Below are 21,392 nucleotides of genomic sequence, written 5' to 3' on the forward strand. Positions count from 1 at the left end.
CAGGGCTCAACCATCGCACTGAGCAGCAGTGAGGTATGCGGGGAAATATCAAGAGGTTACACAAGCTGACAGAGCCCGAGACGTCAACGTCGTCGGGCGCTTTCCCGGGTCATGCGAACAGGTCGCTGATACCCTTGGTTGAGAGGCCGTTGCGGCGGAAAAGAAGGGCGTACGCCCGGGCTGTCTGAACCACCGACGCGCATGGCTGGATCAGGTAGAGGTCGGGCAGGACTCGGTACCGTTGTTAAGGCCCTGCTTGTGATTCTGGTAATCCAGAGTTGCCTTGCCGTCGACCCATTTGAGCGTCACGACGACCACTGAATCAAAGTCATCACCCGTCCAGTCATCGACCAGGTGCATGTCCTTGCCGGAAGCTTCCCTGGCAACCTTGTTGATCAGTTCGGGTAGATAACCGTGTGACCAGGCGGTGTAGATGGTCGCGTTGTGGTACTTGTCGTGCATCAATTCGTCGGCCAGATCGCTGGTGTCATTGGCACCGAAATCAATGTTGATCGGCAGCCCCAGCTTGATAGCGCTCGGACCGACCGTCATCAGCGGACGGACATAGCTGTACGACAGATCACCATCACCCTCTTCCACATGACGCGTCGGGTTGGCAGCAAAAATGAAGTCGGCCTTGCCATATTCCTTTGGCAACAGCTCGGAAAGCTCGATGGCTCGATTCAGGCCCTGACAATTCAACTGGCCCAGCCCCATTGAGGGCTTTTCGGCATGCCTCAGGAAAATCAAGGTTTGCGTGCCATTTTTCGGGTCGGCATACACGCCCTCCCCCATGGAAAACATCAACACTGCTAAAACGATTGCAAGCGAGGGAAAAGACACCCAAGCGATGCGACGCCGAATTCGGCTGCTCAAAGGTAATTTGGGAATATTCATTGTTTTCTGAGTCCGGTACGCGGTTAGGGGAAAGTCAGCATTACGCTGCTGCGAGTAGGCTTGCCGTAGCGGGCTCGCGACCCTGTAGCTCCTTTCGGATCAGTCGAATACGTGTCCCTTGATCACGCATGAAGACTAGTAAAGTTATGTTTCGGAATGAAGAACACCGACGGTAGGAGTCCAAAAAAGCCGTTCTGTTGCATTTTGAGGCCAAAATACCTTTGGATTCATGCAATAAGCTGTCAACAAATGTGTCGCATCTGGCACCTGCCAGATGTTGCCAGCGCAACAGTCACGCGACAATTCTGTTGCTCATGCAACATTCAAAACCTGTCCATCGGACAGCGCCCTCTCTCAAAACAACCCCCAGACCGTAATGGCACAGAGCATGCATATTCCATTTATGCATTTTCAACGCTTTGAACCGCTGATTTGGAAATATAAAACCAGCCTTCGCAGCCTACCCCTGATCTGGAATCGCCCACTATGCCACAACCTCTCGTTTCGTTTCGGTTGCAGACGCCGGTCACACTTGCCAAATGGCTGCTCACTTCCTGCGCGCCGGCATTGAGCCTGCAAACGACTGTGCAGGCCGCAGAAACCGTACCTGCTGAAGTACGTCTGGACTATGCCTACTATTCACCCGTGAGTCTGGCGCTCAGGCATTTCGGCTGGCTGGAAAAGGCCTTGCCTGAATCCAGAGTCACCTGGGTACTTAGCCAAGGCAGTAATCGCTCGCTGGAATATCTGAACAGCGGCAGCGCCGATTTCGCTTCGTCAGCCAGCCTGTCCGCCGTACTGGCACGCGCCAACGGCAGCCCGATCAAATCGGTCTACGTCTACAGCCGGGCTGAATGGACGGCCCTGGTGGTGCGCAAAGATTCAACGCTGCAAACGGTCGCCGACCTCAAAGGCAAGAAAATCTCGGCCACCAAGGGCACTGATCCTTACCTGTTCACCTTGCGCGCCTTGCAGCAGGCAGGTCTGAAAAAGGATGACGTCGAACTGTTGCACCTGCAGCATCCTGACGGTCGTATAGCCTTGGAAAAAGGCGATGTCGACGCCTGGGCCGGTCTTGACCCGCACATGGCCGCAAGCCAGATCCAGGCTGGCTCGCGCCTGCTATACCGCAACAAGGACTTCAACAGCTATGGCGTGATCAGTGTCACCGAGGCTTACGCCAAGGAACACCCTCAAGCGATCAAGACCGTGCTGACCGCCTATGAGAAGGCACGCAACTGGGCGTTGCAGAACCCTGACGAGTTGGCCAAATTGTTGGCCACTGAATCCGGCCTGCCGCTGGAGGTTGCCAGGCTGCAGTTGACGCGCACTGACCTGAGCAGCCCGCAACTCACTGCGAAAGATGTAGATGCGTCCAAGGCTGCGGCGCCGATCCTGGTGTCTGAGGAACTGGTCCGCAAGGGCGTAAATGTCGAGCAGGTGGTTGATCAGTTGATCACCCCTGAGTTCTCCGCAGCCGTGATTGCCCATCCATGACAGTGTCTGACAAGACTGCTTCTGCTGGTGCGCAGCCTCTCCTGTCCGCCAAGGCCGAACGCAATGTGTGGGTACGTTATAAAACGCCAATCAAAGGGTTGGTATTACCCGTCCTGATCATTGTCCTCCTGGAGTTCGTGGTCCGCATCGGCTGGTTGCCTTCCTATCAGATGCCAGCCCCGAGTGAAATCGTGCTCACCCTGCGCGACCTTGCGGACGGCGCCCTGTGGAAACACATCAGCGCCAGCCTGTTACGCGTGCTCAGTGGCTTTGTGATCGGTGCAAGCCTGGCGCTTGTGTTCGCGGCATGGGTGGGGCTCAGCCGCGAAGCCGAAGCTTATCTGGAGCCCACCTTTGCCGGGCTTCGCTCTATTCCGAGCCTGGCCTGGGTACCGCTTCTGCTGCTGTGGCTGGGGATCGGTGAAACCTCCAAGGTCGTGTTGATCGCCATAGGCGCATTCTTCCCGGTCTACCTGAACGGTGTGGCCGCGATTCGAGGCATTGACCGCAAGCTGGTTGAAGTTGGCCAGATGTACGGTTTCAGTCGCTACCGACTGACCCGCCGCATTCTGCTGCCAGCCGCCCTGCCCGGCCTGTTTACCGGTTTGCGCAGCGGCATGAGCCTTTCGTGGATGTTTCTGGTGGCCGCCGAACTGATCGCCGCCACCAAGGGCCTGGGCTATCTGCTCAGTGATGGACGGGAAACCTCGCGGCCAGACATCGTACTGGCCGCAATCATTGTATTGGCCACACTTGGCAAGTTGAGCGACGGCGTGCTGGCCGCACTCGAAAGAAGATGTCTGGCCTGGCGGGACACGTTCAACGGCCAGAGTCGTGAGGATTGATAGATGTCAGCGCCATTGATGAGTATTCGTGTAGAGCACAAGGCTTTCGCTGAAAGTACCGTGTTGCAGGGTATCGAACTGACGCTGCAGCCTGGCGAAATCGTCAGCCTGCTGGGTCCGAGTGGCTGCGGCAAAAGTACTTTGCTGAGAATCGCCGCCGGTCTTGAGCAGGACTTCCGAGGCGAAGTACAGCGGCCTGAAGGTGAAATTGCCTTCGTTTTTCAAGAGCCGCGTCTGATGCCTTGGCTAAGAGTCGAGCAGAATATAGGGTTTGGCGACGATCAGGCCTTTGACCGCAAGTGGGTGGGCCAACTGATTGACGAGGTAGGCCTGTCAGGCTTTTCCGGTGCGCTGCCCAAGGCTCTTTCAGGCGGCATGGCACAACGCGTGGCAATCGCGCGCGGGCTGTATTCCCACCCGACGGTGCTCCTGCTGGACGAGCCGTTCAGCGCTGTCGACGCCTTCACGCGCATGAAGCTTCAGGACCTGCTGCTGCAACTTGCCGCACACCACGCAATCACCCTGTTGCTGGTGACGCATGACGTGGACGAGGCGTTATATTTGAGCGACCGCGTGCTGGTGATGGGCAGCCGGCCCGGCACGGTCGTGCATGAGGTGGCTGTGGACGTCCCACGCCCAAGGGACCGGCGTGATCCGGTTCTGGCCAGACTCAAGGCTGAGGCTCTGACCGAGTTGCATCAGGCGCACATTATCTGAGAAACCAGTGACCGGCAGGCAGGTTACTTTCCTGCCTTGATAGCGTTCCAGATCCCAATGCGCAGTTCGTCAATCTTTACCGGAACCGGCGTCATCGCGAACAAACGACCCAGCATGTCAGCATCGGGGTAGATATTCGTGTCGGACCACAGCCCCGGGTTGATCAGTGCGTCGGCCTTCTCGTTGCCATTGGCATAATGAACCTCGTTGGTAATGCCCGCGATGACTTCTGGCCGCAACAGGTAATTCATGAAGGCGTACGCCGCTTTCGGATCTGGAGTATCAACAGGCATGGCTACCATGTCGAACCACATTGGCGCGCCTTCCATCGGGACGGTATAACCGATATTGACGCCCTTGCCCGCTTTCTCGGCCAGCGCTTTTGCCTGGGAAATATCTCCCGAATAGCCGACAGCCACACAAATCTTGCCCGAGGCCAAGTCCTCGATATAGCGTGTTGAACTGAAATAGCGAACGTAAGGGCGCACCGCGCTCAAGACTGCCTGCGCCTTGGTATAGTCTTCCGGCTGCTCGCTGTGCGGCGCCAGCCCCATATAATTCAGGGTAATGGGCAGCAAAGCTGGTGCACTGTCCAAAAACGCAACACCACACTGCGCGAGTTTTTTCATGTTCTCAGGCTTCAGGACAAGGTCCCATGAGTCCAGCCGCACATCATTCCCAAGCAGTGCCTTGACCTGACCGACGTTATAGCCAATCCCGGTGCTCCCCCACAGATAGGGAAAACCATGCTCATTACCGGGGTCGCTGGCCTCAAGCGCCTTGAGCAGTACCGGATTCAGGTTCTTCCAGTTCGGTAACTGGCTCCTGTCCAGGGGCTTGAGCAGGCCCTTTTCAATCTGCCGCCCCATGAAGTGCACCGAAGGAAAGACAATATCGTTGCCTGAATGACCCGCAATGAGCGTTTCGTTGAGATTCTCGTTGTCCTCGTAGGTCTTGTAGCTGGTTTTAATACCCGTCGTCGCCTCGAAATTCTTCAACGTGTCGGCAGCAATATAGTCCGTCCAGTTGTAGATATTGACCGTCTCTGCTGCATGGCTGGTGGTGGCCAGCAACATCAGCGCAGCAAGGGATTTTTTAAGCATTGTTATTTCCTCAGGTCAATGACCGCAGCTTGCCCTAGTCCATGACAAGGCATCAATACCTGCACAGAATGCGCTTAACAAATACACGATCATGACGCAGATCAAATAATTGATATTTTCTTTCGCTGTCATGAAAAATTTTTCCAGCTCGGCGTTGCCCGGTGCTATTTTTAAACTTGGTCAGACCGCTCGGATAACATCGCAGGAAAGCACCACGGCACAAAAGAGTTTTAGCCCACTCTTGGTCAGTGTCACTGGCTTTTGTCGGTCGCGTCTCGAAGGTCTCCCTACCTCTTGGAGCAGGCAAGTGCTCGTTTGAACAAGGTGGGCCATCTCTATGAACAAAGTCACGTTCCCGAACGCATGCCAATTGATGCGCTGGCACTTTCATCCGGTAGGCTTCGAAGCCAGCATGGATGCGCCCAGCAGCATGATCGCGCGCCTGTTCGACCGAGCCAGTGGTGAAACCGTCCTGGCCATTGCCGGGCTCCCCTGTGCAACCGTCATGAACGCCACTGACGTCGAGCGGATCATCGAGGCCATCGAAGACGAACTGGAGCTGTTTGGCACTCGCGGTCAGGTGGTCAGCTTTTCCTGAACCACGTCTGCCCGCCCTCGTTGTGGCTGTTTGCGCAGGTCTTCAAAGAACGGCTTGTCTGACGCGACGCGGTCAGAAGCCCTGGGCTGGCTCGCCGCATCCCCGCCTGAGGTATTTTCATCAATGTACCAATGGCAGTGCCGAGCAGCACGAGTGATCGCAACGTAAGCCAGACGCAGCACCTCGTCTTTCTGCGCCGTATCGAACGGCTGAAGATCGTTTGCATCCCCAAGTTCTGCCAGGCGATAGACCTGATTCTTGTAGGGCGAGACTGTCAGATGCTGGCAGTCACCCAGCAAAAACACAGCGTCCGCCTGCAAGCCTTTCGAACTGTGATACGTCAGCGTCTTGATGCGTCGGGCCTGAGAGGCCCCATCAGCCTCGATGAGTGCCTGCAGTCGCTCCGAAAACCTGGCCTTTTCGCTGCCCTTTCTATAGAGCAACAGGATCGAATCACCGTCGTTGTAATGCTCGGCCACACGCGCAGCCAATTCATCCTCGTCGCGATCAAGCACTGTCACAGGCAACAGTTCTTGAGGTGCACCGCCGGCCCTGGCTTTTTTACCGGGGATGGCGGGTGCTGCACGCACGATGTGCTCGGCTGCATCAATGATGTGTTGATGGCTGCGGAAGTTTTCGCTGAGCATGACTTTGGTCGTAGCAGGCGACGAGAATTCCTTGGCAAACTCCATGAAATACTTGGGCGAACTGCCACGCCAGCCGTAGATCGACTGCCAGTCATCGCCCACGCACAGCAGCGATGAATGCTGGGCGATCCGACCGACATGCATGGCCGGGCCACGGCGCCTGATCTCGCGCAGACTGGCGCGCAGCCACGAAACGATCTGCGGTGAAACATCTTGAAACTCGTCGATCATCAAGTGGGACAAAGGCCGCAACATCGGATCACTGACATGCCTGAGGTTTTCCGGGCTGGTTTCGCCAAACAGGGCGAACATCCGGTTGTAGGTCATGATGGGAGGTGACTGAGCCAACAGGTGATGCTCGAACGCTTTCCAGAACAGGCTCAGCGCTTCGAAGAAATACCGATCCGGGTCGTCGCTGGCAAAGCTCATTTCGGCGACGGCACTCGGAACGTCCAGGCCAAGGTTCTCGATGAAGCTGGCTGCTGTGACGAAACCGTCCAGCAGAGGCGCTGCGCCCAGCTCACCCTTGACCCGATATTCAAAGCCGGGACCGGCTGCAGATGTGCCAGCCAACGATTGCAGAAGCCCCTTGGATTTTGAGTAATTATCCATCCATATCAAAGGCTTATTGCAGAAAGCTTGAAACAGGGTGCGCTTTATGACTCCTTCGGCCCAGACCGGCAGTTTCGCACCGGGACGTTTGAGCTGCTGGTCTTCGCTGGGGTCGAGACCCAAGACAACCCAGGCGTCCAGCTCGGCAATATAGCCATGAAAGTTAAAAGAAAAACCATTTATTTCAATGGCTTGGCGCATAGGCTCAATGCCTTTTATAGGCCAGGCACCGGCGCGTATCCACAAATCCTCGACGGTGTCGCACCACTCTTCATCCCGTTTCGAGGATAACTCGGTGACAGCGACGCGCTTTTGCACATCCGGATGGTCACGGTCCAGCTCCTTGAGCTGCAACGCATGCCGGTACAACGGCATCATGACTTCACGAAAGCGTTCGTTGCTGGCGTAAAGATCGCGATAGCAGAAATTCAGTTGCTCGCGCTGCGCATCGTTGATGCGCAAATCAAACGGGTTGCTGTCAGGGTCGTCCGGAACGAGCGTCTGACTGGTCAGGTTCTCGAAAGCACGCAATTGCTCGTAGCCCGGCAGGCTGCGCACCAGTGGCAAAATGCGTGAGTGGAAGGTACGGACCAGTTCTCTGGCCTGTCTGGCGCCGAGGGTATGCCCCCACAGAGCCATGACATCGATCAGTTTGCTGATGAAGTCCTTGCGCGATTCACGAGTGAAGGTCACCACAGTCATGGCATCCAGCTCATGGCCCAGATAGTGATGCAACAACAATATGCGCAGCACCAGCGAGGTTGACTTGCCTGCTCCGGCCCCGGCAATGACATAGGTGGACGGCGTATCGCTGAAGATCATCTTCCACTGCGCCGCGCTGGGCTGCGAGTGAGCGGGCAGTTTCTCGGCGACGTCGGCCTTGATGCGCTTCTTGAGTTCTGGCGTCAATGCCAGGCGCCAGTCATCGAACAGATGGTCATCAACCTTCGGGCCACGGTGCTGTGCCGGGCGAGTATCGTTGATCAGCAGAACCTGACGACCTTGCTCCTGACCGTCCAGATAGCCGTCGGCATAGCCCTCCCTGACGCCCTCGATGTGCCCGTTCAGGTAGCCATCGGCATGCCCCTGAAACCACGACGGCGTATGCTGCGAACCCAGCGCGTTCAAGCTTTTTGCGATCAGGCGTGCAAGCACACGTTTGAAAAACGGTAGCTGGTCAGGCGGATTGAGGTCGACATCCAGGTCATGAGGAAGCGCAGAAGGCAGGTCGTCAGGCACGCAGACTCCGGAAAGTAGCTCGCAGGCATAAAAGACGCCTATGGTGGCCGGATTCTCGTCCGGGTTCCAGCGAAATGCTTTGCTGTCAGGACGTTAGCCGATCACTGCATGTTATCTGGAAGATGATATCAACGCGGCATGACCGATTTTGGTACCAGCGCGCCGGGATGTTGAATGACCACACTGGCCAGTCGGTGAGCAGCCTCAGCGGCCTGCTGCGCCAGCTTGCTCTTGAGCCTGGCAGCGAGATAGGCGGCGCTGAATGAATCCCCGGCAGCAGTGGTGTCAACCACGCGTTTCACGGGTTGCGCCGCAACCTCGAAGCGCTCACCACCGGTTTCTATCAGGCAACTTTGCGCGCCGCGCTTGATCACCACTTCCTCGATACCACGCTGGCGATAAGCACTGAGCAATTGCTCGCTGTCGGTGTACCCATACAGCGCTTGTTCATCGTCTTCAGTCAGCAATGCCAGCGTCACATAAGGCAGACACTCCAGATAGGCCTCCCGCGCCTGCTCGACACTGCCCCAAAGCCTGGGCCGATAGTTATTGTCAAAAGCAATCATTGCGCCTCGGTCACGGGCGCCCTTGAGCACTTCAAACAGCCTGGCGCGCCCCTGCTCACCCAGCACCGCCAGCGTGATGCCACTGAAATACAGTACGTCGTAGCCCATAAGCGCCGCAAGAATGGGTTCAGCTGCAGGCGTCGTGAAGCAAGCGCGCACCGCCGCTTCGTTGCGCCAGTACAGAAAGCGCCGTTCGCCACTGGCATCCGTCTGTATGCAGTACAGCCCCGGCAATCGGCCCGGCAAGCGCTGCACGTTGCCAAGGCCGATGCCTTCGTCTGACCAGGCCTGGCACATGGCATCGCTGAAACTGTCGTCGCCCAACGCCGTGACGTAATCCACTTGACCGGCATCGCCCAGCAGACGGGACAGATAGACCGCCGTGTTCAGCGTGTCACCGCCGAAAGCCTGACGCAGGCTGCCGTCAGCAGCCTGCTGTAATTCGATCATGCATTCGCCGATCAGGGCGATACGTGGAAGGCTCATGGGGGATTTCCTCTGGGGGGGGCAAAGCCTAGAAACAGGTATTGAATGACTCGATCACGTGCAGCTCATCATCCACCAGACAGCCTGAGCGCCACTTGTCGAACGTCAGGCACGGGTGCGAAGTGCCGAACGAGATAATGTCGCCAACGTTCAATTCACAATCAGGTGCCACCGTCATGAACGCGTGCTGGTCCATGACCGCCGTGACCTTGCAGGCGCTGACGTCCTTGCCTGCGGCTGGCAACACGCCCGCTTTGTAACGCAGCAGCGGATTGGGCAGACCAGCGTCATAGGCCACATCACGTTTGCCCATCGCGATCACCGCAAACCCGGGCTCGGGCATGGACTGCACGTGTGCCCAGACCTCCAGCGCCGGGCGCAGGCCCTCGCTGAGCTCGGCACGCCGATCCAGTACGCAGCATTGCGCGTCCTTGTAGATACCGTGGTCATGAACCACATAGCTGCCGGGCCGCAGGACGCTGAGAAAACGCTCACGTACTGCCTGCGCGTCGAACGCCTCGGCAATCAGGTCGTACCACGCTGAACCCGAGGCCGTGACGATAGGCCTTTCAAGCGCAAAGGAGCCTTTGTCCTGCAATTCGACTGCCAGTCGCACCAGAGAAGCCGCAAACGCCTTGATGCCGTCGACGGCGTGGTCGCCGTGGATAACGCCCTCGTAGCCTTCAATGCCGGTCAGCGCCAGGGCGGGCTGTGCCAGCACGGCGTCCGCCAGGGACAGCACCTGAGCCTCTGTACGGCAGCCACAACGCCCGCCGGGCACGCCATATTCGATCATCACGTTAAGGCGCAACCCGCGAGCACCGAAATATTCACCCAATGCAGCGACGTTGTCAGGGTGGTCGACCATGCAGTGGAACTCGAACATGGGATCAGCCAGAAGACCGGCAATCACAGCCATGTTCGGCGCACCCACCAGCTGATTGGCCATCAACACCCGTCGAACGCCATAGGCATAAGCTGCCTGGGTTTGTACGGCAGTAGCCAGCGTCATGCCCCATGCGCCCTCTTCCAGCTGACGCCGAAACAGTGCTGGCACCATGCTGGTCTTGCCATGCGGAGCCAGCTCGGCGCCACTCTGGGTGACGAACCTCTGCATCCAGCGAATGTTGTGGTCCAGCGCCTTGCGGTGAATGACCAGGGCGGGCAGGCTCACCTCACTGACCAGGCTGTCACCCGGCTGTGCAGATCCCTTGTCCATGACGGCAATACTCATCAGTACCTCCAGCTGTTATTCGTTGATTCGGCGAGCCAGGCCATTGGCACTGTTGATCAGCACTCGGCGATAGTCGCAGTAATGAGCCTTGGCATCGGCGCGCGGAGCGACAATGCACAGCGTTGCAATACAGCGTCCCTGCTCGTCCTTGACCGGCGCGGCAAAGCAATGGGTAAAGGTGTCCGCCACACTGTCGAAGGAAAAGAAGCCCTCTTCGCCAGCGTTGCGGATTTCGCGGAGGAAAGTATCCAGCGGCAAACGCTCGCCGCCTGGCAGGATGAAGTCCTCGGGATCGATAAGGTCGACGATTTCCTGATCGCTCAGGTGACTGAGCAACAGCCGTCCGGAAGCCGTCCAGGGAATCGGGGCGTTTTCACCAATGTCCGAAGAAATCCGGAAATGCCGCTCGCCTTCCTTCATCAGCGCGACCGTATACTTGCGCCCGTTGAGCAGACACATCTGCGCGGTTTCCCGCGTTTGGCTGACGATATCGCCCAGGCAGATTTCCGCCTCGCGGGTAAAGTCGAAATGCCGCAAATGCGCCTGGCCCAGAAAGTACAACTGACGGCCCAGATAGACATGCCCGTCCTTGCCCACTGACTCCAGAATCCTGCGTTCCAGCAACGAGGCGACCAGTTCATACACCGTCGATTTGGGGCTGCCGATGCCGCTGGCAATTTCGTTGGGCCGCATGGGCGTGGCCTTTTCCTTGAGGAAATCCAGAATATCGAACGCCCGGTCCAGACCACGCGCCCGGCGCTTGATCGTGTCTTCAGTCATGTGATGCTGTCCTTGGTTGAAAACTGCACGCCGCACGCTTACCCCTCTGCTGTCGCAGGATTGCCTGAAACGGCTACTTGCGTCGGTAAGCAATACAGTCGATTTCTACCTTGCAGTCGACCATCATGCTGGCCTGCACGCAAGCACGCGCCGGTGCGTGCTCGGGCATGAAGTATTCGCCGAACACCTTATTGAAACTCCAGAAGTCGCGAGGGTCTTCAAGCCACACGCCTACACGCACCACGTCCTTGAGCTCGTAACCGGCCTCTTCGAGAATCGCAACCAGGTTGCGCATCGTCTGATGGGTCTGTTCGACAATACCGCCGACGATGATCTCGCCGTCCTGCGCCGGTACCTGACCTGACACGTGCAACCAGCCATCGGCCTCGACTGCACGGGCAAATGGACGTGGCTGACCACCACCAGCGGTGCTGCCTGCGCCATAACGGGTAATACTCATGGGGTTCTCCTTTTGAAAAAATCTAGAAACGAATGTTTTTGAGAAATTCACTCAAACGCGCCGATTTCGGCTGCTCGAACAGGGTTTTGGGAGCGCCCTGCTCTTCTATACGCCCCTGATTCATGAACACGATCTGGTCGGACACCTCGTAGGCGAAGCGCATCTCGTGGGTCACCAGCAACATAGTCATGCCTTCTTCTGCGAGGTCCTTGATCACGTTGAGCACTTCACCGACCAGTTCCGGATCAAGAGCCGACGTGACTTCATCGAACAACATCAGGCTGGGGTTCATGGCAATGGCCCGTGCGATCGCTACGCGTTGCTGCTGCCCGCCTGACAACTGACCGGGGAAGTGGTCGCGCCGTGCCAACAGACCGACCCGCTCCAGCCATTTTTCAGCCAGTGCAACCGCCTGATGCCTAGGCATTTTTTTGACCTTCAACAGGCCGAGCGTGACATTCTGCAGCGCACTGAGGTGCGGGAACAGATTGAACTGCTGAAACGCCATGCCCGTCATCGCGCGGTGCTGAGCGATCAAGCGCTCAGGATGCCGTGTACGCTTGCCATCGATATCGCTGTAACCGATGTCCTGACCGTCAAGGCGTATGTGCCCGCCCTGAAACTCTTCCAGCAGGTTCACGCAACGCAGCAAGGTGGTCTTGCCTGATCCGCTTGAGCCGATCAGCGTCACGACATTGCCCTTTTGCATGCGCAAATCGACGCCTTTGAGCACCTCTACCGCGCCGTAGGACTTGTGCAGCCCTTCAATGCTGAGCAGCGCAGGGCCTGCGGTGCGGGTCTGGGTTGAGGTCGCAGTGTGAGTCGATGTCATGGCAGGGCCACCCGTTTTTCGATTTGACGCCCAAGCAGCTCAATGGCGTAGTTGATGAGAAAGAACAGAAAACCGGCAAACAGGTAGAACTCCAGCGTCATGAACGTACGCGCAATGACCTGCTGAGTGCTGAGCAACAGCTCCGCGACGCCAATCACCGAGAGCAGTGTCGACGCCTTGACGATCTCGGTCGACGAATTGACCCAGGTCGGCAGAATCTGGCGCATTGCCTGTGGCAGCAGCACGTAGCGCAGTGACTGCCCGAACCGCAAGCCGATGGCCTTGCCAGCTTCCAGCTGACCGCTGGGAATGGCCTGCAGCGCACCTCGCACGATCTCCGACACGTGAGAACCACAGAACAGCGTCAGGCTAACGGCGCCTGCTTGAAAGGCACTAATCTGCCAACCCAGCGCCGGCACCATGTAAAACACTGCAAGCACCAGCACGAACACCGGTGTGCCACGAATCAGATCAACGTAGAGCCGGATCGGCAGACGGGCGAAAAATCCGCCATAGGTCAGAACCAGACCGGCCAGCATACCGATCAGCGTGCCGAACACGATCGCCAGCGCCGAACACTGGATGCTGGTCAAAAAACCGGACCACAGCACTTCACGGGCCGTCCACAGTTCCTGAAACCAGCCAGGGGCTTGATACATAGGGGCAAACTCCTAGCGGCGAATGGCCAAACGTTGTTCGAGGGCACGCAAGAACATGGCGATCAAATAACAGGCGACCACATACAGCGCGGTGGTCGCCAGCCAGGTTTCGATCACCCGGTAGCTCTCGACGTTGATCTTGCGTGCGTAATAGGTCAGCTCCGGCACAGCAATCGCGGCCGCCAGCGAGGTGTCCTTGAACAGTGAGATGAAGTTGTTGGACAGCGCAGGTAATACGTTGCGCAGCATGACCGGCACGATGATGTACGCCCTGACCTGCCACTCGCCCAGACCAATGGCCAGGCCGGCCTCTCGCTGCCCCTTGTGAATACTCAACAGACCGGCGCGGAAGACTTCTGTCAGATAAGCGCCAGCGTATAACGACAGTGTGACGACGAATGACGCCAGCTTGTCCATGCGGATACCCAGACTGGGCAACGCAAAATAGATCAACAGGATAAGCACCAGAATCGGCGTGTTACGTACAACCGTCACGTAAATTGACGCAACGATGCGCAGTGCTTTGTAACGCGACAACAAGGCAAACGCATTCATCAAACCGATTACGCAACCGATGGCAATCGAGAACAACGCCAGCTCAAGTCCCAGGCCCAGCCCGGCCAGCAAACTGGGAAAATCGCGCCACACGGCATCAAAGTTCAGCTGATAATTCATGATTCGCGTACCTGGCAAGGCTGGCCTCTCGACCTGCCCTGCCCTTGAAGAGGCCAGATTCGACTTACTTGTATTCCATCGGGAAACCAATCGACGGCACCGGCAGGTCCACACCGAACCATTGCTTGAACGAGGCTGCATAGGTGGGGAACTCGACGCCGGTCATTGCCTCGTGCAAAGCGGTGTTGACGAAGTTCAGCCAATCCTGGTCGCCTCGTTTGACGGCGCAGGCGTATGTCTGCGGGCTCCAGGCAAAGGCCGGCGAACGATAGCGGCCCGGGTTCTGCACCATCAGGTATTTGACGGACGATTGATCGGTCGCAGCGGTGTCGGCGCGGCCTGAGTTAATGGCCTGATACATCAGGTCAACGCTGTCGTACTGATCGACCTTGGCCTTGGGCAGCGCCTGATGCACCAATTCTTCGGCGTACACGTTCTGCAGCACTGCCACGGTAACGCCGTCGCCTGCGGCCTTGATGTCGTCGATTTCCTTGTACTTGCTGTTGGCGGGCAACAACAGCGCAACACCTTCACGGTAGTACGGCAAGGTAAACGCAACCTGTTGTGCGCGGCTGGCAGTGACCGTGATGAACTGGCAACTGATGTCGACCTTGTCAGTCAGCAGGTTGGGAATACGGGCGTCTGAAGACTGCACCACGAACTCAACCTTGCCTGGATCGTTGAAGAGCCCCTTGGCAATGATTCTGCCGATGTCGATATCAAAACCCTGCAATTTGCCGTCGGCACCCTGAAAGTGCCAAGGCGCGTTGGTGCTACCCGTCCCTACCACGAGATTTCCACGTTTCAATACGGCGTCCAGCTTGCTCGCATCGGCCGCCTGCGCAGCAGTGGCCAACGCGGCAGTAGCGGCAAGAACAAACGCACACATTTTCAGAAAAGACGGTCCGCGATGCATGACATAAACCCCGCTGATATTTTCGTTATTCCGCTATAGCGGATAATGGTTTGTAACAGCGGAATAGACAGCAGAAAGTGTGCCACAGAAGCCAAGTGAAAAACACCGGCCAAAAAAGACGATTCAAATCAATGAACTGAAAAATCAGCGAATCTGCCAAAACGCTTTGCAGTTGCGGGATCGCAGCCAAGGATCACCTCATATGGGTGCCAAAGCCTCAACAGTGTGCGTACGCGCACATTGCTGAACCATACCGGTACACGAATCTTCAGTTTTCAGCATCACAGCCGATAGGCGGGCATTCGCTCGTTCGCACGAGGCATCTTTCAAGCACTCAAGGAAGACACGATGTTCAAGATCAAAACCCTTCTGCTCACCGCTCTGGTGCTGACGCTTACGGGCTGTACGTTTGGACGCAACAAGGTCGATTACTCATCCCTGGGCCCAGAACTGCACATCAAGACTGACAAGTCGGTTGCCGTTGCCGTGTATGACATGCGCCCTTATGTTCTCTCCGAAGAAAAGAAAAACACCTTCGTTGGCGTAACGCGCGGCACCTACTACAACTCGTTCGACATGAGTACTGTCAGCGGCAGTGCACTGGCAACAGATCTTCAACGTTCAGTGCTGAGTGCGCTGGCCAACTCCAACATCGTCGCCAGCGCCAAAACGTTCGACCCGCCCCTCAAGGCCGGCAGCTCTAACCAGCGCTTGCTGGTGCTGAAGATCAACGAATGGAAAACCGATACCTACTTCAGTACGCAGTTCGTTTATGACATGAATGCCTCGGTCATCGACGAGAACGGCAAGGTACTGGGCACGCAGCACGCCAGGAACGATGAGCAGATTCAAAACTTTCAGGATTCCGGGAAGCAGGCCCTGAAAGACTTGCTGGCCTCTCCGCAGATCATCAGAGCATTGACTGCCAATCCTTGATCACCCATGTGCCATAGAACATCACCGCCGAAAGGCAAAAGGCCCCGAATGATCGGGGCCTTTTGTCGTGCATCAGCAATCATGCATCAAAGACAGGTTGCAATGGCCGCTGAGCGCAACGACGATTGCGGATCACCCTGCGGCGCGTAGAACTCAACGGCAGTTGCCGGGCCTTGCTGGTGTACGTCGACGAAGTAACGCGCTTCGGTGGTGAATACAGTAAACCCACCGCCCGACAGCTTGTGCATGAACACATCCGAAGTCGTGCCAAACATGGCTTCGTTCTGCCAGGTCACCTGGATGCATTGAGCAACGGCAGCGTCCTGCTTGGCGCTGGACAGCACCTTGAATGGCCCGGCCGACCTGGCCGAACTGGAGGGTGCAGCGCAACCCACCAATGCTGTCGAAACCCCTGCTGCGATCAACCAGAACGGAACCTTCATGTCATGCCTTCGCCGATAAAAATTCGATTCTAGCATTGCCGCAGCATGTCATCCCTCAGCCAATTGCTCTTCGTATTCCTTGACGTAATCGCTGGCCAACGCCTGCTTCTGTTTTTCATCAAGCAGCTTGCCTGCCATCTGAAAGAACTTTTGTTCCTCTTCTTTCAAATGGTGATGCACTTTTTCCGACAGTTTCTTCGCCGTGGCCAACCAGGCCGGGCTCGACATTTCGGTTTCGTCCAGCGTTTCCATCATCTCGTCCATTTCGTGATGCTCGGAAATGGCATGGCGGCTCAAATCGACGCCATTGTCGTGCGCCATCAACGGAATGTAGAAAAAGCGCTCTTCGGCAGTCTCGTGCGCCTGCAACTCCTCCTTGAGCTGTTTGTAAGCCTGCGCGCGTTCTTCTGAGTCACCGCTGGTCTTGATCAACGCATCGGCATAGCCGCGTTGACGGTCATGACTTTCGCGTAATGCTTCGAAAATATTCAAGGACGGGTCTCCAGATCGGCTTCCAGGAGCTGGAAGCATTGTTGACTAGACCCGCGACGGAGATCAGCAGTTCCAAAATACTGGCAAACTACTACTGCCTGATCAGTGCCCGCTGTCTGCACAGTCACGCCAGGTCGAAGACCACATCCTGAGCGCCTTCCCACAAGGTCTTGACCCCCAGCTTGCGAAGGTTCTCCTTACCCTCGGTGATGGTCAGGAAGTGATTGCCTGCCAGTTGCCCCATCTTGCTGGCGAAGCAGCATGAACCATAGGCCAGAATGATCTCGGTTTCGCTGTAACCGCCCGGATAAAACAGGATGTCACCCACTGAAGGGTGACTGGTCGCGTTTTCGAACCCGATCAAGATGTCGTCCAATTTCAGTTGATAGTCGTCCAGCGGCACCCAACAGCCCTCTCCGCTCCACCGAACATGGATGAACTTCTGCCGATAAGGCAACAACGTCAGAAAAGCTGCGACTGTCTTCGGAGCTTCAGGGTTGGTTTCGGCCAGAAACGTGTATCCGCCAGCGGTAATTCTGATCGTGGTCAAGGCAACGACTCCTACGGGTATTCAGGAATGGATGGTGAAACAGACTGGGGCGGACCGGGAGAAGTCACGGGGTTCCGTTTCTGCCATAAAGCAAATAGCCAGGCCGGTTGCTAAGGCGCTCGTAATAGGCATTCACAGCAGGTAGATCAGGATGTTCAAGCGGCGTTTCAAACCAGCGATTGACCGAAAGCCCAATGGGTATATCCGCCAGCGTAAAGTGCTCGGCACTCACGTACCCGCCAGTGCGCTCTAGCTGTCGATCCAGAATCTGCATGTTTTGCGTCCAGCCGGCACACGATTCGGCCAGCGCCCCAGGGTCTTGGAAGTCGACGGAACGGCGGACCAGCGACATGAAGGCATAACTCCACGAGCGATTCAGCTCGGTGCTCTGCCAGTCGATCCACTGATCGACTTGCGCTCTGGCGCGAGGCTCGACCGGGTAAAGATGACCGCCATCATAGCGATTCGCCAAGTAGCGAATGATGCTGTTCGACTCCCAGAGCACAAACCCGCCGTCGACGATTACCGGGACCATGGTATTGGGATTCAACCCGACAAACTCGGCAGAGTCGGTTGGCCTGAAGCCGCTGCCCCAGTTTTCCTGATCGAAAGTTACCGACAACTCCTCACACGCCCACAGCACTTTTCTGACGTTGATTGATGAGCTTCTTCCAAGTATGCGCAGCATTCAGCGTCCTTATAGCAGAGCAACGTCTTTTGCGCCGGAGCCAACCAGCGTTTTGAAAAATAAACAGTTCCCAACTATTTCGCCCTGAAACAGATACTGGGGCACGCCTTTCAGTACGTAGCCTTTACGAGGATAAAATTCCAGTGCCCTGACGTTGTCCTCCCAGACCGTTGCCCAAAGACCAATCGCACCTGCGTCGGCCGCACGTCGTTCAGCGGCCTCAAGCAAGCGATGGCCTATGCCCTTTCCGGTAAAGCGTTCCTGTACATAGAGGCGCTGCAACTCTGCTGCGCCGGGCGTGCACAGCATATCGTGGTCCGTATCCAACGCAACCTGCGCGAAACCCAGCAGATGCCCACGCGACTCGGCGATCAGCAGGATGCATGCGGGTCGAGTGATGGCCTGTGTCATCGCCTGTGGCGAAAACACATCGAACACTTCATGCGCAATGGCTTCGCGAATACCTTGCGTCGCGTACGTGTCGAGAAAAACCTGGGCACCCAGCGCTCCCAGACACAAAGCATCTTCGGGCAAGGCGTCGCGAAGCACGACTATCAGCGCGTCAGGGTCCGTCATTTTATTCGGCCAGGCGCTCGGGGTGCGCCAGAATGGGAGGCGGATCATACCCTACACCGGTCGTGATGGTGACAGCCCATCAACCTGGCCCGGCCAGCGCCCCGCTCAATGCTGAAAAAGCTGCTCTTTCGCTGCTTTGATACGCTTCGCACGTTCCTTGACCAGCTTGTCAGCCATGTCAGCAGCCGCTTCAACCGCCTGCTCCGGCGACGAGGCCTGCTTGATCGCCGCACCCAGCGCTGCAGCAGCAAAGCTGTCCCAGGCAAGCACTTCATCAATAAACAACGGGGGGACGTTCGACATTTCACACCTCCTTCAGGGCCTGACACAGACGTCAGCACCACAAGAAGACTAGGCCGAAGAAAGGAAATCGCAACCGGTGCCCCATCTGAGAGCAAGGCAACGCGTCAGGCCTAGCCTGAAGCACTGGCCTGAGACCAGCGCTGTCAGACGATTGGGCTCGCCGGCTGGCGTTATCGACCCAACATCACAGACTGCAGACGGGTCTGGGCCTGCTGCAGATTCCTGGCCTGAGTGTTCAGGTCTTGCAGCATCTTGTTGAGCTCAGTCTGCACGACCGGGTCTTTCACGGTCACCACAGAGCCCGAGATATCAATCTGCGTCTTGTGGGCTTCCACGTAGTCCGCAATTTTCAAACTGCTTTCGAAGGTGCTGTTGATCTGCGGCAGCACTTCACGAAAGGTATTGGCTGGCACACTGACCGTCTTGTCATAGGCCTTGTCGTAAACAGTTTTCAGATCATCAGGCTGCTTCAATTGACCGTGTGCAGCGTCCGCCTTGGCCTGTTCGGTGGTCAGTTTCGCGCCCATCTCGTCAAGCCCGACCTGCACCGCCTTGAGGTCTGCACGATGTTGAATGACATCATTCAGGGAGCGAATAGAGCCCTTCTGCATCAGCCCGTTCAACGGCTGAACCGAAGCGTCCATACCTGAATTGAAATCGGAGATCACTGCGTAATGCGTGGTGTAGTCGCCAAACGACTTTTTCTCGTCGTCCGTGAGCGTCGGAACGCGCACGCCAGGCTTGTCGACGATACGAGTCTGCAGAAACTGGGTAAACGCAGCGCGCTGCTCCGGCTCCTTGTCACCGCAACCGGCCAACACCAAGGGAAAAGCAATCGCCAGCAGCAAGCCAGGATGAAAAAAAGACTTCATGTCATAAAACTCCAAAAACCATAGGGATGCACGTTCACCGGCCGAGCCGTGCTGAACGAGGCCTTATAGGCTCGTAATGACATCGTGTAGTTCCGTGATGGGGATGGAAAACTGCGGACAGTCAGCAGGTATCGTTCAGACCGACACATGAGTAACAGTTATCAGGCAAGGCTGGAAAAACCGATGCATCGTTTTGAAGAAAAACGTTTGTGGGTGCGCGCAGCTACAATGGGAACGATCCGAGGTTATCTAGAAGTGTTTAGCTGCAGGTAAGCCACAAGGCTGAGGAGGAAATATGGCCAATCAAGGACTCGCCTACAAAATCAACGTGTTCCAGCTTGCTTTCGCTGAGTATGACGCTGTTCTTTATTTCGCAGTTTGGGCCCACGATGCAATTGGTTCCGAGATAAAGCCCTCCACGCAGGTACGCTCCCGCTGCCACAAATGGTCCATCTCCAGTGATAATCGTACCCCTTCGATACAGTTCCATGCTCCACAACGCACTTTCGTGGACGGCACAGTTTCCATGGCGTCGATAATCCGCACCCAGGCCTGACAGCAAGCTCAAAGTTTGGTTTTCGCAGTCTCGATACATCCACCATGCGGCATCGGGTAACAGCCCCGGCAAGGGCTACCGAGCAACAAACGTGCTGAGCTCAGGTGAGTTCATTGAATTCTCCCGGCACCATTAAGTTGCGGGTGGGTCCACGCAGCTAATGCATGCCTGGATGCATTTAACTGTGTAGACAACTTCGCCGTATGGACATAGAAATCAATCGCCAATGGTACTGAACCGTCGAGTGACGACGTGCTCTCTGGTAGCGCAGCCATTGGTGATTGGCTTCGCCTCCCTAAAGAGGGCCAGCTTGTAGCCGATAGCCTGGTATCTGCATCCCGCAGCGCAAGGAGGCTCCATGAAAAAGATAGCTATCGCTGGACTTGTCGCACTGCTTTCGATCGTTTCAGTTTCTGCTTCGGCATGCCCGAAGGGCACACATCCGACCGGGGGCACCGGTTCCCACCATAAAGGCGGAACCTGCAAGTAAGAACAACCCGGCCAAACGTCAGGCTTTTTATTCCTGTCCCAACCGCTTCATGGACGCTAATACCTGCCCGATGAAGTCTCGCTGCTCTTTCAGTGACAGCAGTAACGAGATGGATCTGCTGCTGGTCAGATCAGGAAGCGGCATAACACGTTGCCTTACTGCCACATACAGTCAGCCAAAAGAAGGCATCGGCCCCAACGTATGCATGATCCATGCAACCGTTGCCACGCCTGCCCCCACGGCGACTAACAAACTGACCAGCAGCCACTTCATGATTTTGGGAAACGACGAGGGATACTGCTGCGTTACGCTGTTTTCTTTCAAAGGTGCTGGGGCCTCTGCAGTTCGCGGGCGAGGAACGTTATCATCCGGAATAATGCAGGGTGCCAAGTACTTCACTTTCGGGCCATCCGGCGCCAAGCCAACCCGAGCCAGAATACTCGAGGGGGTCTTCTTGTCGAATTCAACGAAATGACTGACCAACACGCCGTCATCAGTAAACTCCTCTTCCTCCGATATCACCCACTCGTCCAGTTCTTCCACAGTAAGACCAAGCTGAGCTGCAATTGCCTGCTGGAATTGCTCTTCATGTTCGTCGCTTTGCTCGCGATAGCTCATTACATTGTAAGCGCTCCATAAACCCCACCTGGCAAAAGATAGGTAAAGCGCTTAGCTGTGAAGTCGAGGTTCGCAGTTCCACGGCAGCAAGGCTTCGTAATCCTC

Annotated in this window: 25 protein-coding genes; 5 read left to right on the forward strand and 20 right to left on the reverse strand. The window is 56.5% G+C overall.

The genetic code is table 11. The features are described from left to right. Positions 1-210: 210 nt before the first annotated feature. A complete protein-coding gene (locus KDX37_RS19590) occupies positions 211-897 on the reverse strand; it encodes a hypothetical protein (protein ID WP_231654357.1) in 687 nt (228 codons plus the stop codon). Between the two features lie 486 nt (positions 898-1,383). On the opposite strand from KDX37_RS19590, the gene KDX37_RS19595 reads away from it, so the two are divergent. The 3 genes from KDX37_RS19595 to KDX37_RS19605 are packed head-to-tail and all read left to right on the forward strand — an operon-like array spanning position 1,384 to position 3,956. Further along, positions 1,384-2,394: an aliphatic sulfonate ABC transporter substrate-binding protein gene (locus tag KDX37_RS19595; RefSeq protein WP_231654358.1), complete on the forward strand. Its 1,011-nt coding sequence runs from the start codon at positions 1,384-1,386 to the stop codon at positions 2,392-2,394. Next, positions 2,391-3,239 carry an ABC transporter permease gene (locus KDX37_RS19600; protein ID WP_231654359.1) on the forward strand — a complete coding sequence of 283 codons (849 nt, stop codon included), beginning with the start codon at positions 2,391-2,393 and terminating at the stop codon, positions 3,237-3,239. Before KDX37_RS19595 ends, KDX37_RS19600 begins: the two co-directional genes overlap by 4 nt. Before the next feature lie 3 nt (positions 3,240-3,242). Further along, positions 3,243-3,956, forward strand: coding sequence for an ABC transporter ATP-binding protein (locus KDX37_RS19605; RefSeq protein WP_231654360.1), 714 nt, complete (start codon positions 3,243-3,245; stop codon positions 3,954-3,956). Positions 3,957-3,979: 23 nt separating this feature from the next. On the opposite strand, the gene KDX37_RS19610 is transcribed toward KDX37_RS19605, so the two are convergent. After that, positions 3,980-5,059, reverse strand: a complete 1,080-nt coding sequence (locus KDX37_RS19610; RefSeq protein ID WP_231654361.1) for a polyamine ABC transporter substrate-binding protein — start codon at positions 5,057-5,059, stop codon at positions 3,980-3,982. Positions 5,060-5,396: 337 nt separating this feature from the next. On the opposite strand from KDX37_RS19610, the gene KDX37_RS19615 reads away from it, so the two are divergent. Beyond that, positions 5,397-5,657, forward strand: a complete 261-nt coding sequence (locus KDX37_RS19615; protein WP_231654362.1) for a DUF1652 domain-containing protein — start codon at positions 5,397-5,399, stop codon at positions 5,655-5,657. Here the strand turns inward: KDX37_RS19615 and KDX37_RS19620 are convergent. The 9 genes from KDX37_RS19620 to KDX37_RS19660 form a co-directional block, all read right to left on the reverse strand. Then, positions 5,636-8,155: a UvrD-helicase domain-containing protein gene (locus KDX37_RS19620; RefSeq protein WP_231654363.1), complete on the reverse strand. Its 2,520-nt coding sequence runs from the start codon at positions 8,153-8,155 to the stop codon at positions 5,636-5,638. The genes KDX37_RS19615 and KDX37_RS19620 overlap by 22 nt on opposite strands. Positions 8,156-8,283: 128 nt before the next feature. After that, positions 8,284-9,207, reverse strand: coding sequence for a 2-dehydro-3-deoxygluconokinase (locus KDX37_RS19625; RefSeq protein WP_231654364.1), 924 nt, complete (start codon positions 9,205-9,207; stop codon positions 8,284-8,286). A 28-nt stretch (positions 9,208-9,235) separates the two neighbouring features. Continuing rightward, positions 9,236-10,441, reverse strand: coding sequence for an amino acid deaminase (locus KDX37_RS19630; RefSeq protein ID WP_231654365.1), 1,206 nt, complete (start codon positions 10,439-10,441; stop codon positions 9,236-9,238). 15 nt (positions 10,442-10,456) lie between these two features. After that, on the reverse strand, positions 10,457-11,221 hold the full coding sequence (locus KDX37_RS19635; RefSeq protein ID WP_231654366.1) for an IclR family transcriptional regulator: 765 nt from the start codon (positions 11,219-11,221) through the stop codon (positions 10,457-10,459). 73 nt (positions 11,222-11,294) lie between these two features. Beyond that, positions 11,295-11,681 (reverse strand): RidA family protein, encoded by a 387-nt coding sequence (locus KDX37_RS19640; protein WP_231654367.1) that lies wholly within the window; start codon positions 11,679-11,681, stop codon positions 11,295-11,297. A gap of 22 nt (positions 11,682-11,703) precedes the next feature. Further along, a complete protein-coding gene (locus KDX37_RS19645) occupies positions 11,704-12,513 on the reverse strand; it encodes an amino acid ABC transporter ATP-binding protein (protein WP_231654368.1) in 810 nt (269 codons plus the stop codon). After that, positions 12,510-13,172, reverse strand: a complete 663-nt coding sequence (locus KDX37_RS19650) for an amino acid ABC transporter permease (RefSeq protein ID WP_231654369.1) — start codon at positions 13,170-13,172, stop codon at positions 12,510-12,512. The genes KDX37_RS19645 and KDX37_RS19650 overlap by 4 nt, the downstream gene beginning before the upstream one ends. 12 nt (positions 13,173-13,184) lie before the next feature. Continuing rightward, on the reverse strand, positions 13,185-13,847 hold the full coding sequence (locus KDX37_RS19655) for an amino acid ABC transporter permease (protein WP_231654370.1): 663 nt from the start codon (positions 13,845-13,847) through the stop codon (positions 13,185-13,187). Positions 13,848-13,911: 64 nt separating this feature from the next. Then, the gene (locus tag KDX37_RS19660; protein WP_231654371.1) at positions 13,912-14,763 is read right to left on the reverse strand and encodes a transporter substrate-binding domain-containing protein; all 852 of its coding nucleotides are present in this window, start codon (positions 14,761-14,763) and stop codon (positions 13,912-13,914) included. 348 nt (positions 14,764-15,111) lie between these two features. Here KDX37_RS19660 and KDX37_RS19665 point away from each other — a divergent pair, with 348 nt between their 5' ends. Further along, entirely contained in the window at positions 15,112-15,699 is a 588-nt protein-coding gene (locus tag KDX37_RS19665; protein WP_231654372.1) for a hypothetical protein, read from the forward strand. A gap of 86 nt (positions 15,700-15,785) precedes the next feature. Here the strand turns inward: KDX37_RS19665 and KDX37_RS19670 are convergent, their stop codons facing one another. The 9 genes from KDX37_RS19670 to KDX37_RS19710 form a co-directional block, all read right to left on the reverse strand. Next, entirely contained in the window at positions 15,786-16,142 is a 357-nt protein-coding gene (locus KDX37_RS19670; protein WP_231654373.1) for a 2-oxoacid ferredoxin oxidoreductase, read from the reverse strand. A gap of 48 nt (positions 16,143-16,190) precedes the next feature. Beyond that, the gene (locus KDX37_RS19675) at positions 16,191-16,634 is read right to left on the reverse strand and encodes a hemerythrin domain-containing protein (RefSeq protein WP_231654374.1); all 444 of its coding nucleotides are present in this window, start codon (positions 16,632-16,634) and stop codon (positions 16,191-16,193) included. A 124-nt stretch (positions 16,635-16,758) separates the two neighbouring features. Further along, positions 16,759-17,184 (reverse strand): DUF3830 family protein, encoded by a 426-nt coding sequence (locus tag KDX37_RS19680; protein ID WP_231654375.1) that lies wholly within the window; start codon positions 17,182-17,184, stop codon positions 16,759-16,761. Between the two features lie 64 nt (positions 17,185-17,248). Next, on the reverse strand, positions 17,249-17,872 hold the full coding sequence (locus KDX37_RS19685) for a glutathione S-transferase family protein (protein WP_231654376.1): 624 nt from the start codon (positions 17,870-17,872) through the stop codon (positions 17,249-17,251). A gap of 9 nt (positions 17,873-17,881) precedes the next feature. Further along, positions 17,882-18,448 (reverse strand): GNAT family N-acetyltransferase, encoded by a 567-nt coding sequence (locus KDX37_RS19690; protein ID WP_231654384.1) that lies wholly within the window; start codon positions 18,446-18,448, stop codon positions 17,882-17,884. Between the two features lie 105 nt (positions 18,449-18,553). Continuing rightward, a complete protein-coding gene (locus tag KDX37_RS19695) occupies positions 18,554-18,751 on the reverse strand; it encodes a hypothetical protein (RefSeq protein WP_231654377.1) in 198 nt (65 codons plus the stop codon). 170 nt (positions 18,752-18,921) lie between these two features. Then, on the reverse strand, positions 18,922-19,623 hold the full coding sequence (locus tag KDX37_RS19700; RefSeq protein ID WP_231654378.1) for a DUF3053 domain-containing protein: 702 nt from the start codon (positions 19,621-19,623) through the stop codon (positions 18,922-18,924). Between the two features lie 259 nt (positions 19,624-19,882). Then, on the reverse strand, positions 19,883-20,218 hold the full coding sequence (locus KDX37_RS29815; RefSeq protein ID WP_406646041.1) for an LbetaH domain-containing protein: 336 nt from the start codon (positions 20,216-20,218) through the stop codon (positions 19,883-19,885). A 622-nt stretch (positions 20,219-20,840) separates the two neighbouring features. Beyond that, on the reverse strand, positions 20,841-21,287 hold the full coding sequence (locus KDX37_RS19710) for a hypothetical protein (RefSeq protein ID WP_231654380.1): 447 nt from the start codon (positions 21,285-21,287) through the stop codon (positions 20,841-20,843). Positions 21,288-21,392 lie beyond the last annotated feature (105 nt).

This window comes from Pseudomonas californiensis, assembly GCF_021147775.1.
Taxonomy (GTDB): domain Bacteria; phylum Pseudomonadota; class Gammaproteobacteria; order Pseudomonadales; family Pseudomonadaceae; genus Aquipseudomonas; species Aquipseudomonas californiensis.